General features: G+C 47.4%; 13 protein-coding genes. 8 read left to right on the forward strand and 5 right to left on the reverse strand.

Annotated elements, in window-relative coordinates:
- The first annotated feature begins 274 nt into the window (after nucleotides 1-274).
- Nucleotides 275-1,267, forward strand: a complete 993-nt coding sequence (locus tag ACKU41_RS16330; RefSeq protein ID WP_319778590.1) for a hypothetical protein — start codon at nucleotides 275-277, stop codon at nucleotides 1,265-1,267.
- A gap of 162 nt (nucleotides 1,268-1,429) precedes the next feature.
- Here ACKU41_RS16330 and groL read toward each other — a convergent pair whose 3' ends face one another.
- The 3 genes from groL to ACKU41_RS16345 all read right to left on the reverse strand — a co-directional run bounded on the left by groL (nucleotide 1,430) and on the right by ACKU41_RS16345 (nucleotide 4,285).
- Nucleotides 1,430-3,094 carry a chaperonin GroEL gene (groL, locus tag ACKU41_RS16335; RefSeq protein WP_321402286.1) on the reverse strand — a complete coding sequence of 555 codons (1,665 nt, stop codon included), beginning with the start codon at nucleotides 3,092-3,094 and terminating at the stop codon, nucleotides 1,430-1,432.
- An 81-nt stretch (nucleotides 3,095-3,175) separates the two neighbouring features.
- Entirely contained in the window at nucleotides 3,176-3,463 is a 288-nt protein-coding gene (groES, locus tag ACKU41_RS16340) for a co-chaperone GroES (RefSeq protein WP_319778592.1), read from the reverse strand.
- Between the two features lie 180 nt (nucleotides 3,464-3,643).
- Nucleotides 3,644-4,285, reverse strand: a complete 642-nt coding sequence (locus tag ACKU41_RS16345; protein ID WP_321402289.1) for a S24 family peptidase — start codon at nucleotides 4,283-4,285, stop codon at nucleotides 3,644-3,646.
- A gap of 217 nt (nucleotides 4,286-4,502) precedes the next feature.
- On the opposite strand from ACKU41_RS16345, the gene ACKU41_RS16350 reads away from it, so the two are divergent.
- Together ACKU41_RS16350 and ACKU41_RS16355 are read left to right on the forward strand one after the other, a co-directional pair.
- Nucleotides 4,503-4,814 (forward strand): helix-turn-helix domain-containing protein, encoded by a 312-nt coding sequence (locus ACKU41_RS16350; protein WP_319778595.1) that lies wholly within the window; start codon nucleotides 4,503-4,505, stop codon nucleotides 4,812-4,814.
- A gap of 90 nt (nucleotides 4,815-4,904) precedes the next feature.
- Nucleotides 4,905-7,235, forward strand: coding sequence for a diguanylate cyclase (locus tag ACKU41_RS16355; protein ID WP_321402291.1), 2,331 nt, complete (start codon nucleotides 4,905-4,907; stop codon nucleotides 7,233-7,235).
- A gap of 42 nt (nucleotides 7,236-7,277) precedes the next feature.
- Here ACKU41_RS16355 and ACKU41_RS16360 read toward each other — a convergent pair whose 3' ends face one another.
- Nucleotides 7,278-7,736 (reverse strand): chemotaxis protein CheX, encoded by a 459-nt coding sequence (locus ACKU41_RS16360; RefSeq protein WP_319778597.1) that lies wholly within the window; start codon nucleotides 7,734-7,736, stop codon nucleotides 7,278-7,280.
- Nucleotides 7,737-8,088: 352 nt separating this feature from the next.
- On the opposite strand from ACKU41_RS16360, the gene ACKU41_RS16365 reads away from it, so the two are divergent.
- The 5 genes from ACKU41_RS16365 to ACKU41_RS16385 all read left to right on the forward strand — a co-directional run bounded on the left by ACKU41_RS16365 (nucleotide 8,089) and on the right by ACKU41_RS16385 (nucleotide 15,245).
- Nucleotides 8,089-9,780 (forward strand): glutamine--tRNA ligase/YqeY domain fusion protein, encoded by a 1,692-nt coding sequence (locus ACKU41_RS16365; RefSeq protein ID WP_321402293.1) that lies wholly within the window; start codon nucleotides 8,089-8,091, stop codon nucleotides 9,778-9,780.
- Between the two features lie 213 nt (nucleotides 9,781-9,993).
- Nucleotides 9,994-11,502, forward strand: coding sequence for a [FeFe] hydrogenase H-cluster maturation GTPase HydF (gene hydF, locus ACKU41_RS16370; RefSeq protein WP_319778599.1), 1,509 nt, complete (start codon nucleotides 9,994-9,996; stop codon nucleotides 11,500-11,502).
- A gap of 82 nt (nucleotides 11,503-11,584) precedes the next feature.
- On the forward strand, nucleotides 11,585-12,532 hold the full coding sequence (locus ACKU41_RS16375; RefSeq protein WP_321402295.1) for a BMP family ABC transporter substrate-binding protein: 948 nt from the start codon (nucleotides 11,585-11,587) through the stop codon (nucleotides 12,530-12,532).
- Nucleotides 12,533-12,548: 16 nt separating this feature from the next.
- Nucleotides 12,549-14,924, forward strand: coding sequence for a response regulator (locus ACKU41_RS16380; protein WP_321402297.1), 2,376 nt, complete (start codon nucleotides 12,549-12,551; stop codon nucleotides 14,922-14,924).
- A 3-nt stretch (nucleotides 14,925-14,927) separates the two neighbouring features.
- Entirely contained in the window at nucleotides 14,928-15,245 is a 318-nt protein-coding gene (locus tag ACKU41_RS16385) for an Hpt domain-containing protein (protein WP_319778602.1), read from the forward strand.
- Between the two features lie 4 nt (nucleotides 15,246-15,249).
- On the opposite strand, the gene ACKU41_RS16390 is transcribed toward ACKU41_RS16385, so the two are convergent.
- On the reverse strand, nucleotides 15,250-16,005 hold the full coding sequence (locus tag ACKU41_RS16390) for a phosphatidylglycerol lysyltransferase domain-containing protein (protein WP_321402299.1): 756 nt from the start codon (nucleotides 16,003-16,005) through the stop codon (nucleotides 15,250-15,252).
- Nucleotides 16,006-16,225 lie beyond the last annotated feature (220 nt).

The following is a 16,225-nucleotide window of genomic DNA, read 5'->3' on the forward strand; positions in this document are numbered from 1 at the left end:
TATCAAGGTTTCAGATTGCTTAAAATTTATCTAAAATTAATTACAGGGCCAAAAACATATTGAGGCGTTATAACTACCCCTTGGAACTGCATGCCGTCAATGCGGCTTTTTTAGGTGCAACTTGCTATTTCAAAATTTAAAATAAAGCTCACGCCTTGACAATAAATGGTATAGAGTCAACAATTATATATTAAGATTAATAAAACTGACTTTTTTTGATGTCGGACCATTGGTTAAGGTAATTTGGGGGATGGTTCGAGTGGGAGTTTTGTAAATGAGTTCGCCGAAAAGCATTAAAGAAAATATTGCCCGCGCAAAGGCTTATGGGCAGCGAAAGGATTATATGCGCTGTCTGCATGCGTTGAGCCTGTCTCTCGACGAACTGGCGTCGAGTCAGGTCTTCGGGCGGGAAAAATTTGAAATCGGAATCCTTGTTGATGAGGTTATCCGTCAGCTGCTGGCTATGGATGAGCTTGAACGCGTGCTCCCCCGCAGTTTGAAATATGTCAAGGGACAGGAAAAGAAACTGGCTGCCTTGTTCCGTAAAATTCATGATACTATTAAGAATGCCCTTGAAAAAGCTGCGGTGGAAAAAGTCCGCAAACAGAAGAATCAGATTGATAAGTATGTCTTGGCCGGTCAAAAGGCCCTGATGGAGAAAGACGCAAAGGAAGCCAAGAAATATTTTCGTAAGATAACCGAGGCCTTCCCCGAAGAAAGAGGGTTGCTGCAGGATGTAGGCGGCAGGCTTGTTAAATCCGGTTTCCCGGCTGACGGGGTTGAGTATCTCGAACGGGCAATTGAAAAAAATCCCTCAGATAGCAGACCTTATATTTCTCTGCTGCTGGCTTATGAGATGATGACCGAACAGGATAAGGCGCTCGAAGTTATCAAGGATATTGTTCGCCGTTTTGGAGCCAATGAGAGTATTTATGTTCGTCAGGCCAAGCTTTTTCTGGCCAAGCGCATGTATACCGAGGCCTATGATGCTTCCGCCGCAGCCTTGAAAGCCAATCCTCTTAATCGTGAGGCCAAGAAAATTTCAGATAAGTTGGGTCCCAAAGTGTTCGGGCGCGGATATAAACCCGGAGCAACTTCCAAGGAAATGATGGGATCGAAATCATCTGGAGGAGCTAAGGGCAAAAAAGATAGCGTGTCCTTTAATCTTGACGGCAGCCCCGGAGGAGGAAAGAAGGAAAAGCCTGCCAAGAAAAAGGCTCCGGCCAAGAAGCCTGCGGCTTCCAAAACAATCAAACTGGATTTTTAGGGAAAAATTGTCGAATCAACTTAAAGGCAGACTCATGAAAGCGGGTCTGCCTTTTTTATGAAATACTATTTTTTATAAAAACAGAAATAAAAATCCCCGGCAACCGTAAGGTACACCGGGGATTCGTTTATCTGGCTTATGGAGCCGGATGGTAAGGCTGGCTTAGTACATGCCGCCCATTCCACCCATGCCGCCCATTCCACCCATGCCGGGCATGCCGCCGGGCATGCCTGCGGGCATTTCGGAAGCCTTTTCAGGCTTTTCAGCGATTGCGCATTCGGTGGTCAGCAGCAGTCCTGCAACAGATGCTGCATTCTGGATAGCGATACGGGTAACCTTTTTGGGGTCGATAACACCGGCCTTGATCAGGTCTTCGTATTCGCCGATGGCAGCGTTGAATCCGTTGCCGTCTTTTGCTTCTTTTACTTTTTCTACAACGATGGAACCTTCAAGCCCAGCGTTGCCTGCGATCTGGCGAAGAGGCTCTTCAATGGCACGACGGATGATGTTGATGCCTGCGGCTTCGTCATCGTCGGAAGCGGTAACGTTGTCCAGCGCGGGGATGCAGCGGATAAGCGCGGTTCCGCCACCGGGTACGATACCTTCTTCAACAGCAGCGCGGGTAGCATTGAGTGCATCTTCCACGCGTGCTTTCTTTTCTTTCATTTCGGTCTCAGTTGCAGCACCGACATTGATAACTGCTACACCGCCAACGATCTTGGCGAGACGTTCCTGAAGTTTTTCACGGTCATAATCGGAAGTGGAAAGCTCGATTTCGTTGCGGATCTGGCCAACGCGTGCTTTGATGACTTCGCCTTCGCCTGCACCGTCTACGAGAGTGGTGTTTTCTTTGTCGATTACAACGCGTTTTGCGGAACCGAGGTGCTCAAGGGTAACAGCTTCAAGGTTGAGACCGATGTCATCGGAAACAACAGCACCGCCGGTGAGGGCTGCGATGTCTGCGAGCATTGCCTTGCGGCGGTCGCCGAAACCGGGAGCTTTGACAGCAACAACGTTCAGGGTGCCACGCAGTTTGTTGACTACGAGGGTAGCCAGAGCTTCACCTTCGATGTCTTCAGCGATGATCACCAGAGGCTTGCCCATTTTGGCAACCTGCTCCAATACGGGCAGGAGTTCTTTCATGCTGGTGACTTTCTTTTCGCTGATCAGGATCAGGGGCTCATCCATTTCGCAGATCATTTTTTCTGCGTTGGATACGAAATAGGGGGAGAGGTAACCACGGTCGAACTGCATACCTTCAACAACATCAAGGGTTGTGTCGAGGCCTTTAGCTTCTTCAACGGTGATAACACCTTCTTTACCGACTTTATTCATGGCTTCTGCAATGATGTTACCGATGGTTACATCGTTGTTTGCAGAGATGGTGCCGACCTGTGCGATTTCTTTCTGGTCGCGGGTGGGCTTGGCAAGGGTTTCGAGGTGATCGATAATTGCTTCAACAGCTTTGTCGATACCGCGTTTGATAGCCATGGGGTTACGGCCTGCTGCAACGAGTTTTACACCTTCAGTGAAAACAGCCTGAGCAAGGATTGTAGCAGTAGTAGTACCGTCACCGGCGATGTCGGAGGTTTTGGAAGCAACTTCCTTAACCATCTGTGCGCCCATGTTTTCGAACTTGTCTTTCAGTTCGATTTCTTTGGCTACGGAAACACCGTCTTTGGTGATAACCGGAGAACCGAAGGATTTATCCATAACAACGTTACGGCCTTTGGGTCCGAGGGTTACTTTTACAGCATTGGCGAGTTTGTCTACGCCGATTTTCAGTTTTTCACGAGCTTTGGCGTCGAAGAGAATCTGTTTAGCCATTTGGTGTTATCTCCTTAAATAAAGAAATTTTTTATTGTGCAGCCTGTCAGGGCTGTTCATAACTAGCGGATACAGTCGAAATTATTCGACAACAGCGAGGATATCATCTTCACGCATAATCAGGTAGTCAACACCTTCAATGCTGATTTCAGTACCTGCGTATTTTGCGAAAAGAACGGCGTCGCCTTCTTTTACACCCAGAGCAACTCTGGAGCCATTGTCGTCCAGCTTGCCGGGGCCTGCTGCAATGATTTCCCCTTTGAGGGGTTTTTCTTTTGCAGAGTCGGGGATAATGATTCCGCCAACGGTTTTTTCTTCCACTTCAAGGCGTCTTACCAGAACCCGGTCTGCTAACGGCTTAAGTTTCATCTGTTTTCCTCCAATATTTCGATACTATTTTTTGCTTTCAGGCTTTAAGCCTGTGAACCGATGCGGTCTTTCATGAGGTTGTAGAAAAATCCTGCCGCACGGATTGAATCAAAGTAAGTCATTATTAAAAACTGTCAACAGCAGGACAGGAATTTTTTTTAAAATCATAAAAAACAGGTATTACAGGAGGTCCTTGCCAACGAAAATCACTCTGCCTATGACCGACCAATTGTGGGCGGGGTTGTTGTGTTCAAGGGTTATAGGTCCGGGGGATAATTCATGGTTGTCAGAAAGAAGCAGGATTCTGCCCGGTTCTCTGGCTACCCGGCGGACCAGAATTTCTTCATCAATACGTACGGCGTAGATTCGTCCTTCGAAAAAATCTTTTTGGGATTCGTCTACCAGAACATGGTTGCCGTCTTCAATTCGCGGGGCCATGGCATTTCCGGTTACCGTAAGCAGTTTCATGGAATCAGGATCACCTTTTACAGCCATCCAGCTTCTGTTAAAGGCCAATATGGTCTGTGCTTCCCGGTCTATGGTCAGTTTCTCACTGTCACGTTCCGCACGGGCATATGCCTTTTCGGGTTTTTTAAAGTTTTTCTCTACTCCATCGTCCTCAGGAAAAATGATTTCGGCCCCAACCTCATCAAGTATTTTTGCCAGTACCTGAATGTGTTTGCCCCGTTCCTGCTTGATGTAACGTATGATCTGGTTGGGAGCGACCCCGCATGCTTTAGCCATCTGGGTCGGGTTGGCATATTTGCGGCCCTGTCCGATCATATTGCTCAGTCCTTCTACGATATCATTATAGAATCCCATGGTTCCTCCTTGGCAAAATCAAGTACACTTTTTTTATGTATTTGTCCTTGTTCTGTGTATAAAATTTGATTAATTTTAATATTTGGTAATATTAATTTACAAATTGGCTTGCAAAGTATTTTTTTTGGTAATAAAAGTGTCCTCGTTATTGCTGTTTGTCCAAGATAAAAAACATGTTTTATCTTTTTAAGAAGTTCTTACCGACAGGAGTTTATAGATGGGGTCGGATTTAGCATCAGGAGGCGGTTTTTTTCCTGATATGGAGGGGCATCGGGGGATGTCCGCGGAAGGTTTGATTAAGGTGCTGGGACGGGAGGCTGCAGAACGTTTGATGTATTTCTGGGGGGGGACAAGGGTTTCCGTTCCCGACCTTGAGGAACTGCAGAAACTCAAGTTGCGCGAGCGTATTCTCAGGGCTTATGACCAAGGGGCTACCCCGGCGCAGGTGGCCGAGAGATTCGGCATCTCTGTCCGCACGGCTCAAAGGATGCGAAATTTTCCAATTGCGTTGAACGGGAGTCCGAAATAATGTAATACTCTTAGAAACACGTAATCATCGTCTTTTGGGCCAAGTTTTCCCAACTGTGCAATATTGAATCAGGGTCGGACATTTACTTTTATGGAAACAAAAAGCTCCAACAATGTTTTTCTCTATTTCGTTAAGAGATTTTTCTTTGTCGCTCTGCTGATATTTGTGGTCTCAGCCTGGGGTGTCCTTACACAACGGGCCCAGTATCTTGAGATTGTAAAAAATCATGAAGTGGACATGGTTAAAAGTAATATTTCCACCTTCAACACATGGCTTGAATCAGGGGTTGCGCATACCGCGGTCCTTGCGGGGTTGGTTGCAGAGCAGTTGAATGGACCGGGTGACAGCAATATTAAATATGACAGGATTGCGAATGTTTTTTCGGTGTTCGGTTCACAGTGCAGCGGTTGCGCTCAGCTGCGTTTTCTTTCCACCCAAGGTATGGAGTTGGTCCGGGTAAATATTACTGACGGTCAGCCGCTCAGGATTTTTGGGCAATATCTGCAGGATAAGAGTGGCCGGGATTACTTTCAGGAGGCCCGGAAGCTCAAGGACGAAGTGTATGTCTCCCGTTTCGATTTGAATATGGAGTTCGGAAAGGTTGTTGTTCCCTATGCTCCTGTGCTCCGGCTGGTTAAGAAAATTTATGACAGCAGTGGCAATGAGTTGGGATTCATTGTCGTTAACTTTTCCGGTGACCGTCTGTTCAAGCTTTTCAGGTCAACCGGGGCTGAATCCTTCGGCCGTCTTTATCTGCTAAACGACAGGGGCGGCTGGATTGTCGGTCCCGATGAGACTTATAACTGGAAGTTCCTTTTCAAGCATGAGCATGGTTTGATGAGGGATGAGTTTCCCAATGAATGGTCCGAAATCAAGGGGCAGGAGCATGGGCAGTTCTCCGCAGGGAGCGGAGTGTATACTTTCGATTCTTTGAACAGCAATTCATTTTATTACGAACTCCGGCAGGATGTTGTGTTTAATGAAGGCTGGAAAGTGGTTTCCCTTGTTCCTGAAGAAGCTCTTGTTGTTCCGCGTAGAAACCTTCTTCTCTCGCTGCTGGGATTCCTGTTTCTTCTGGTCGGTTATCTCTTCTGGCGTCAGACTTCCATGATTGTTGCCAGTGAAGATATTCGGACTGCACTTGAAGAAAGTGAGAAACGGTTCATGGATGTTGCGGACGCTGCGGGTGAGTTCATCTGGGAAACAGGGCCGGATGGAAGTTTTGTCTTCGTCACCGGCAGGGCTGAAGATGTGCTGGGTTATAGCGCCGAGGAGTTGATCGGTCGTTCGCCGTTCGATTTTGTGGATGAGGAATCTTCATGGGACGTGCGCAAAGAATTTTTGGATGCCGCACAGTTCGGTCATAGCTTCCGGGGATTGGTCTTCAAGTTCGTGAATCGTGATGGGCGCAAGATCTGGCTTGAGTTTAACGGTGTTCCGCTTTTTGATGCTGCCGGAACCGTGACCGGTTTCAGGGGGGCAACTTCCGATATAAGCGCCCAGAAGAAAGCCTTGCAGGATCTGCAGGACCGTGAAGATATGCTTCAAAGCATAAGTGATTCTGTTCAGGATGCATTGGTCCTGATGGACGAGAACGGTCTGGTTCATTTCTGGAATCCTGCGGCAGAGAAAATTTTTGGGTTCAGTGCCGAAGAAATGCTTGGCGAAAGCCTGCAGTGCTGTTTTTTTGCTGAGGACAATCTTGCTCCGGACGGTGAAAGAGGAGATGGTGAATATATTGACGGCCTGCTGTCCAGCTATGGTTCCTTTACAGTGAATGTGCGGCGCAAGGGCGGGGAGGTATTTCCGGCCGAGGTGCTTCTTTCCCCGCTACGCAGAGACGAGCAGTGGTGGGTGGTCGGAACTTTCAGGGATGTTACCGAGCGCAAAGAAGCTGAAGACAAGCTGCGTAAGCTGGCTACAACAGATCCTCTTACCGGTCTTTATAACCGCCGTTTCTTTATGGAAAGTGCTGAAGATGCTCTGGAACGCTCCTGCCGTTACGGGCGAGATCTTTCATTGTTGATGCTGGATATTGATTTTTTCAAGAACGTAAATGATATGTACGGTCATGATGCCGGGGATGACGTATTGAAGGCTTTATCCAATACGGGATTGAAAATCTTACGCAATATCGATGTGTTCGGCAGGATCGGAGGGGAGGAATTTTCCATTCTGCTTCCCGACACCGGGCTTGAAGGGGCTAAGCAGGTGGCTGAAAGGCTGCGTGCTGAAATTGAGGCAAAAGTAATGAATACCCGTTCCGGGCCGTTAAAAATAACTGTGAGTATCGGTGTTGCTACTTATAATGATAAGACAGACACGCTGGAAAATCTGCTCAAGGCAGCTGATATAGGTTTGTATGCGGCCAAGGAGGCCGGGCGTAATCAGGTTAAAATCCAACTCACACCTGAAAATTAGGGCAAACACCCCGGAAACATGGTTGCCGGGGTGTTTTTATCTTTAATCAAATCCGAATTCAATGGTGAAATTGCCGTAGTCGGTCGTGAATGGGATAGCCATTACCGGACCGGCGGTTACGTGGGCTATTGTGTGGTTGTCACCCATGATGACGGTGGGGGTGGAGCCTTGAAGTTTGTAACCCATTTCTGTGAGCCCGGCTCTTGCCTGACCGGAAACCATGTTGGTTATCTCTCCCACAGCGTCTTTTACATCCTGAACGATGTCTTGGATATCATCGCCGAGCATGTTTTTAACGATCTGTGCTGCGCATGCTTTTTCAAAAGAAATTGAGACACTTCCGCTTACTGATCCTGTAAAGCCGACTATGCCTGTTACATCCCCGTTGGCGAGATTACCTTTTTTAACAAACGGCTTGCCCGCTTTAGGCGTAATCATGGCCATCATAGTAAGGATGTCCGAGGTTGCCTTAATAAAAGGTTTAGCCAATTCTACATTCATTATAAAGACTCCTTAAAAAAATTTGGCATATATTTATCAGCCGGCAGGTCTAAATTTCTCCGCGTATGTTTCCCTGATTGGACTTCTGACCAAGCCGGTTAGTACTGCCGTACAGTGCGCTTTCGGAATCCTAGCAAAAAAAAAGATCATGAACAATTTTTTTAAGGAGTGGTTTCGATATTTTGACATATTATTTATTTGGTTTTTTTTGTGCAATTTGTGTTTTGTGATGTTTGACCGCCGGGTTAAATTTTCGTATTTGAACTAGATTCAAAGTGATTAATACTTTTCCGATGGGGCCGCACAGGCGGAATTACTTCCGGTAAAGAAAAAAGTTTAAGGATACATATACATGTCAGATAATACAGAGTCCAATGTAGGTAAAAATTTTATTACCGCGATTATTGATAAGGATAATGAAACCGGCAAATATGAAGGACGGGTGGCAACCCGCTTCCCCCCCGAACCGAACGGCTACCTGCATATAGGTCACGCCAAGTCCATCTGCCTGAATTTCGGGCTTGCCAAGGACTATAACGGAACCTGTAATTTGCGGTTTGATGACACCAACCCGGTCAAAGAAGATATCGAGTATGTGGAGTCTATCGAAAAGGATGTGCGCTGGCTCGGTTTCGACTGGGAGGACAGGCTGCATTACTCCTCCGATTATTTTGATCAGCTTTATGCTTTTGCTGTTCAGTTGATCCGGGACGGTAAGGCTTATGTTGACAGTCTAAGTGCGGATGAAATCCGTGAATACCGTGGCTCCCTCAAGGAACCGGGAAAGAACAGTCCGTATCGTGATCGTACTGTAGAAGAGAATCTTGATCTCTTCGAGCGCATGAAAAACGGTGAGTTCGCAGATGGTGAGCATGTATTGCGCGCTAAAATCGATATGGCCGCCGCCAATGTCATTCTGCGTGACCCCACTCTTTACAGGATCAGGAAAGCCCGCCATCACCGCACAGGCGACAAGTGGTGCATCTACCCCATGTACGATTTCACCCATTGCATTTCCGATTCGCTGGAAAGAATTACTCATTCCATCTGTACACTTGAATTTGAAAATAACCGCGCCCTTTACGATTGGACCCTTGAAACTCTCGGGGCTTACCGTCCGCAGCAGATTGAATTTGCAAGGCTCAACCTCAGCTACACCGTTATGAGTAAACGCCGTTTGATTCAGTTGGTGGAGGAAGGTCATGTTGCCGGCTGGGATGATCCGCGTATGCCTACTATTTCCGGTATGAGAAGGCGTGGGTATTCTCCGGCCTCAATCCGTAATTTCTGTGAACGTATCGGGGTTGCCAAGGCAGCAAATATGGTTGATTTCGCACTGCTTGAGTTCTCCGTGCGTGAAGACCTCAATGCCCATTCCAACCGGGTGATGGGTGTAATCAATCCCATCAGACTGGTCATTGAAAACTACCCTGAGGGTCAGGTTGAGGAATTCGAAGTACAGAACAATCCTGAAGACGAATCCGCCGGAACCCGCAAGGTGCCGTTCTCCAAAACTCTTTACATCGAGCGTGATGACTTCATGGAAGATGCTCCCAAGAAGTTTTTCAGGCTTTCCGTGGGGCGTGAGGTCCGTCTGCGTGCAGCGTATTATGTGACCTGCAACGATGTAATTAAAGACGAGAATGGTGAAGTCGTGGAACTCCGCTGCACTTATGACCCTGAAACACGGGGCGGTTGGTCCAACGATGGCCGTAAGGTCAAGGGAACCATCCATTGGGTTTCTGTTGACCATGCTGTTGAAGCCGAGGTCCGTCTGTACGAGCATCTTTTTACCAAAGAAAATCCCATGGACAACAAGGACGGTTCAGACTTCAAGGACCATATCAATCCTGATTCCCTTGAAGTTCGTACTGCTTATCTGGAGCGTTCTCTTGCAAATGTGGAGCCCGGATTCCGCTGTCAGTTTGAGAGAATCGGTTATTTCTGCGCCGATCCTGATTCCACTTTGGAAAAACCTGTTTTTAACAGAACAGCCACCTTACGTGATACATGGAAGAAAATTGCCAATAATCAGAAAAAGTAATACTGTGCTTTTGCGGGTGCAGGTAATTTTTGATGCGGGGTCCTTAGGGGTCCCGCATTTTTTGTTCAGGAGGCGCAGTCTTCCTTGAAATATCTGCGTGATAATAGGGATGAAATGTTTTGTAGAAAGTGTTATTTCTTAGAGTATTGATAATACCGAATCGCGTTGAAACTGTTTTTTAAGAATGTCTAGATATGAATCGGAGGAAGTGGAATGAGTGCTGAAATTGAAAGCGGTTCCAAGCTGGCAATTGCCATTGCCGGAAGGAGTAATGTCGGTAAGTCTTCAATTATCCGTGCTCTTTCAGGAATTGAAAGTGGCGAAGTAAATCCTGTCGCAAGCGAAGATGATATGTATCCCCTGACAAGGGCGGAAATCCAACCTCTGGGGCCGGTAACTATTTACGATACTGATGCGCATGTTCCCGGTGATGACCGGGCAAGGGTAATAAAAGATGCTCTGTACAGTGTTGATGTGGCTGTCATTGTTACTGATGAATCGGGTATCCTTGATGAAGAGCGTGAGTTGACAACACTTCTGCTTGATCGCGGAATTCCGTGTGTAATGGTTTTCAATAAAGCGGATATCAGAAGGCCAAGCCTTGCGGATATGGAGTTCTGCGGTTCGCGCGGAATTCGTTTTGTGGCAACTTCCACTGTGGACGGACGCGGTATTGAGCGGCTCAAGAAATCCATAACGGCTCTTGCTCCGGAAGAGAACATGCTTGACCCGGTGCTGGCCCGCGACCTTATGGGCAAGGGTGATTTCGTGGTCTGCGTGGTTTCCGAGGATCCGGTTTCGCCTAAGGGCAGGCTGGGGTTGCCTAAATCACAGGTCTTGCGTGAAATACTTGATGCCGGGGGAATCGCGGTTATTGTTAAAGAAGGTGAGCTTTACCAGACAATTTCAGGGCATAAGCGGCGCCCGGCCCTTGTTATCGCCGATTCCGAACCGATTAAAAAGGTAATTGACATAATCCCCCGAGATGTTTCTCTTACTACTTTTCCTATTCTTTTTGCCCGCCATAAAGGCAATCTGGAACAGCTTGTTCGGGGCGCGAATGCTATCGACAATCTGCAGGACGGGGACAAGGTGCTGATAGTTGAAGCCTGTCCCCATCATCCCAAGGCTGAAGATCTGGGCAAAGAGATGATTCCTGCGCGTATAGCCGGTTATACTGACCGCAATATAATTTTTGAATCCAAGACCGGATGCGGATTGCCTATTGATTTGTCTGAATACCAGTTGGTTGTCCATTGCGGTGCCTGCATGCAGGAAAGAGCGGACATGCTCCGCAGGATTAGGGATTGTGACCGCCAGCAGGTGCCTATCACCAACTACGGTTTGGCTGTGGCCAAGGTAGACGGGACCCTGCAGCGTCTGATTGAGCCATTTTCAAAAAGTGAAGCCGATGAATATAAAAAACTGACCGGGAAAATAAATGTATACCGGGGCAGCAATTCGCAGGCTATGCATCTGGTGGTTCCCGCCGAGATTCATCCCGAAAAGGCCGTGCCGTTCAACCTTATGTATCTTTTCGGGGACATTGAAGTCACTAAACTCCATATCGGTTTTTCTTCCTTGCCCTTTGCCCGCGGAGGTCAGCAGAAGATCAAGAAATACGTGGAGGAAAACGGGTATTGTTTTTACAAATGGCCCGGACGGGTTCTGGGGGCCGATTTAGGCGGTCTTCTTGATCCGGAAGATGAGAATGAAGTGTAATCGTCAGAGGCTCCTCATGATCAGCGCAAGATTGTATAGATGGTTGGCATCATTTCTGTTTTTATCCTGCCTAGTGATAGGTATGGCAGCCGTTTGCCATGCAGAGGATGTAAAAATAGGCTTTGTTCATTCAGGAGAGATCATAAATGATAACTCTTTTAATGAAATGGCTGTTGCCGGATTGCGTAAGCTGCAGAAAGAGCAGCACGTCCGGATACTTACCCGCAGTGCCGGTTTTAGCACGGAAGCCACCCTGAATGCTGTTGACTCCCTTCTTTCAGAAGGAGTCAGGATTGTGGTTATCAATGGTGCTTCGATCGGCAACCGTTTTGGTGAAATAGCTCTTGATCATCCCGAGGTTGTTTTTATTTTGGTTGATTCCAGAATTGAGGGTTATCCCAATATTATTTCAATTGACTATGCTCAGGGAAAGGGATCATGTCTGGTCGGGGCGCTGTGTGCATGGCAGAGTAAAACAGGTAGAATAGGTTTTATCGGCGGTAGCGAACTGCCTGTTATCAAGGATTTCCTGAACGGTTTCATTAAAGGCGTGGAATATTCAGGCAGGAAAGTTGATGTTATGGTCGATTTCGTACGTAAGGGAGAATCGGAAAAGGGATTCGAGGATCCGCAGCAGGCCAGCATTCTTGCCATGCGTATGTACGAGGCCGGGGCTGATATTATTTATGCTGTGGCCGGTTTGTCCGGTAACGGGATTATTCAGGCTGCATGCAAAACGGGAAATCTGGTGGTCGGCGTTGATTCAGATCAGGATTACATGGCTAAAGGAACGGTCCTGACCAGTATGATGAAAAGGATTGATGTAACTTTGCATAAAGAGGTTCTTGCTGTTCTAAACGGAACCTATGTACCCGGCCGCAAAGTGTACGGTCTGGCTGATCATGGTGTGGAGCTGACGAAAATGAAGTACAGCAGGCATCTTGTCTCACCGGTTGTGCTGGAAAAGCTCGATGAGCTCAAAGCGAAACTCATTTCCGGCAAAATTAACTTGAATTTTTCAGCTGAGTAAATAGGGAAGTCTTTTGATGGGGAATTTTTTCAGGATCAGGCGCAGAATCACCTACGGACTCATAGGTATACTGGCAGCAGTTTTACTGCCGCTGGGATATATATTCCATGAGTTGTATTATGCCGGTGTTCATGAATCCATTGAATCAAAAGGGAATACTGTTGCGTCCATGGTTGCTTTTTCAAGCAGTGACGCAATTTTGAACTTTCAAGATTACAGGCTTGAAGAACTGGTTGAAAATGCCTGTTCCGCCAAGGATATAGTCTCATGCGCCGTATTCGACCACTCCGGTGTCTTGCTTCATCGGTTTGACGAACCGGACAACAAGGAAGCACACCGGGTTTTATATGTTGAAAGGCGGATTTTAAAAGACGGTGAGTATCTTGGTTTTGTGAGGGTCGGTATTCAGGATGATTCCCTTTCAGGGAGCCTTGAATTTGTATTGATCTATATTTTGCCCCTGCTTTTTGCCGTCGCACTGGTTGCCGGGATATGTTTGCGGATGTTTATCGGAAGAGTTGTTGTTTCACCCATGGTCAAGCTTGCGGAACAGAGCGGTATGGCTGAACTCGGTGAACCCGTGGTTTTTGAAGGAACTGACAGGGATGATGAGATCGGCAGTCTGGCCGGATCATTGGAGCGACTTTCTACCCGGTTATCAAGTATGCAGGCTGATCTGGACCGGAGAGTCGCCGAGCGCACTGAAGAATTACAGGGAATGAACCGTATACTCAGGGATGAAGTTGATGGTTGCCGTAAAACCGAGCAGGACCTGCGTTCAGCCTTTGAGGAATTGTCCTTCACAGTACGTGAGCTGGAAAAGTCCAAGGACAAAGCGGAGACAGCCAGCCGGTTCAAAAGCCAGTTTCTGGCCATGATCAGCCATGAGATCAGGACCCCCATGAATGCCATTCTCGGTATGGGAGACCTGCTGCTGGAAACGGATCTTGACCCGGAGCAGATGGGCTATGTTGAAATTTTTAGAGGATCAGGGGAACTGCTGCTGAAGATCATCAAGGATATTCTCGATTTTGTGCAGATTGAATCCGGGCAGATTGAACTTGTTCCGGTGCCTTTTGATCCCTCGCGCGGTGTGCAGAGTGTGTGTAAAAGTGTGGCTCATTCCGCCCATGCAAGGGACATTGAAGTCATTTGCGATATTGATCCGGATATTCCGGCACAGGTTGTTGGCGATTCCGTTCGGGTGCGCCAGATTTTGCTTAATATTGTTTCTAACGCCGTTAAATTCACCTCCAGCGGAGAGGTTAATGTCCGTTTGAGCATTGAAGAGTCCGGTGATGAGTATGACCGGTTGCTGTACACAGTCAGGGATACCGGGATTGGTATTCCTGAGGGGCGCCGGGAGAACATTTTTGACAGCTTTGTTCAGGCTGACGGAACCGCTACCCGTGAATACGGCGGGGTCGGACTAGGGCTTGCTGCATCTTCCCGGCTTGCAGCCCTTATGGACGGGGATATCCGTTTTGAAAGTGAAAGCGGCAAGGGAAGTATTTTTTATTTTTCTATTCCGTTCAAGAAATCAGTGCATAAACCAGTGTGCAGTGTGGCTGATTTTTCCGGGACACGGGTGCTGCTCGTGGATGACAACCATACCGTGCGCGAGGTGCTGGCCCGCAGGATGAAGTCTTTTGGTATTGATGTTGTTGTGGCTGCGGACGGCAATGAGGGGCTAGGTTATCTTGAAGCAGCCCACGAACATGACAGCCCGTACGGTCTTCTGCTTGTGGATAGTGATATGCCCGTAATGGCGGGGGTTGACTTCCTTGCAAAAGCACAGCAGAAAAAGTTGCTCCCCGGACGGGTGGCTATGATGTTTTCCGCCGGATGTAATGAAGATGATCGGCAGAATGCTCGTATGGCCGGAGCTGATTACACTTTGATAAAGCCTGTTTTTGATGCGGATTTGATTCGCTGTTTGGCTTCTGTGGAAAATTCCGGCAGTGACAGGTGTAAAGCCGGACAAGGGCTGAGTGTGCTGCTGGTTGAAGATAATGAAGATCATCGTAAAATTCTGGAGCTCTTCATCCTTGATACCGGGGCAGAAATAACTGTAGCTGTCGACGGTTTGCAGGCGGTGCAGCTCTTTGCAGAGAACAGTTACGATCTGGTTTTTATGGATCTGGATCTCCCGGTTCTGGACGGGATTGCGGCTGTACTGAGAATGCGTGAGTTGGAATTGGGAAGCCGGCGTAAGAGAACCATGGTCATCGCTCTTGCAGCACGGGCTTATAGTTCAAACAGGTTGGAAGCCGCCCGAGCAGGATGTGACGGCTTTATTTCCAAACCAGTGAAGTGGGATACCATAAGGTCGACGGTTTCGGCTGTTGCCGGAGGTTCCGGTCTCCCGGAAGATATTATAATTTTGGAGTAAAAGATGTTGTCTGATGAAAAGTCAGGACAGGAACTGTTCGTTATTAATGACGATCTGAGGGAATTGATTCCGCATTTTGTAATGCACCAGTTTGAGGAATTGGAGCAGATGGAAAGCAGCCTTGAGGCCGGGGATTTGAAAGAAGTCGGCCGGTTGGGACACAGTTTGAAGGGGGCTGCGGCTAATTTCTGTCTCGACCCTCTCTGCCGGTTGGGTATGGCCATTCAGGATGTTTCCAAGCTTGGAATGAGCGATGCCCTGTATCCACTTGTAAAGAAGTACCGTTTCTATCTTGGCGAGCTGAAAATTCAGGTCAGCTAGCAAGTCATACTTCCAGACCACAAGCTGTTGCTGCTGCGATCATAGTTTTGAACCAGCCCGCATTGCTTGCTACGTAGACTTTCTTTTTTTTGCCGCAGAATTTTGACTTGTGGCCGGCGTTTCCTTTGAATGGATAGATTTTTTCTCCGTATTTGTAGAATAGTTGTGAAAGTATTTGTAACGGACCGGCCAGATCGTATCCCTTTTCCATACCGGAAAGCGGGGAAAGGCCAAGGCTTAATATTTCCTTACCCTCGGATTGAAATATTTTTATGGCCTGCAACAATGTGAAGGCGGAAGTCCCGTTGACTGCTTCGGAACAAATGCGATCGAAATTGTGGTAGTAGCCCACGATTTTTCCGCAGGAGTAAATGGGGTCAAAACCGGTAAAACCAAGCCGTCTGCCCTCTCTGCGAGCCCAGAAAAATCGGACATCTTCTTCGTCTTTTTTTGGCAGGGGTCTGGTCAGGAATGAAAGCTCCCTGCCACCTCTCCTTTCCACTCCGATCTGGTAAACGCTGTAACCTTGCGTAAAAAGAGCTTTTGCAAGTTCTTCTCCGATTTGGACAAGAGTTAATTTGTCGACGTGCTGTTCAAGAATCCTGATGAGTGTAAGTCGGTCCGACTGTTTTGCTACAGGTTCGGAAAGAACGACAGCGTGTTTTCCCATATGCAGGGGATTGATTTCAATCCATGATATATAGCCTACATGTTTCAGCAGGGCATGCTGCAATCCCGGTTGCATGGTTGAGTATGCCATGCAGTTGCTGCCGTACATCTTCGTATAAGGCAACAGAGCCGGTATACAGTCAGGGTTATTACTCCGCAGAAAGTGTGCTTGTGTAGATCTGTTTAAATTCATTTTTCTAAAAAAAATATGTTTTTGTTTTTTTATATATCAAAATTAGCCTCAGGTTCAAGTGGCTGCAGGTACTTACTTGCAGTGAGCATAAGAATGCTCTACAGCAATGTAAGTTTTA

The sequence above is a fragment of the Maridesulfovibrio sp. genome, from assembly GCF_963678865.1.
In the GTDB taxonomy this organism is placed as follows: domain Bacteria; phylum Desulfobacterota; class Desulfovibrionia; order Desulfovibrionales; family Desulfovibrionaceae; genus Maridesulfovibrio.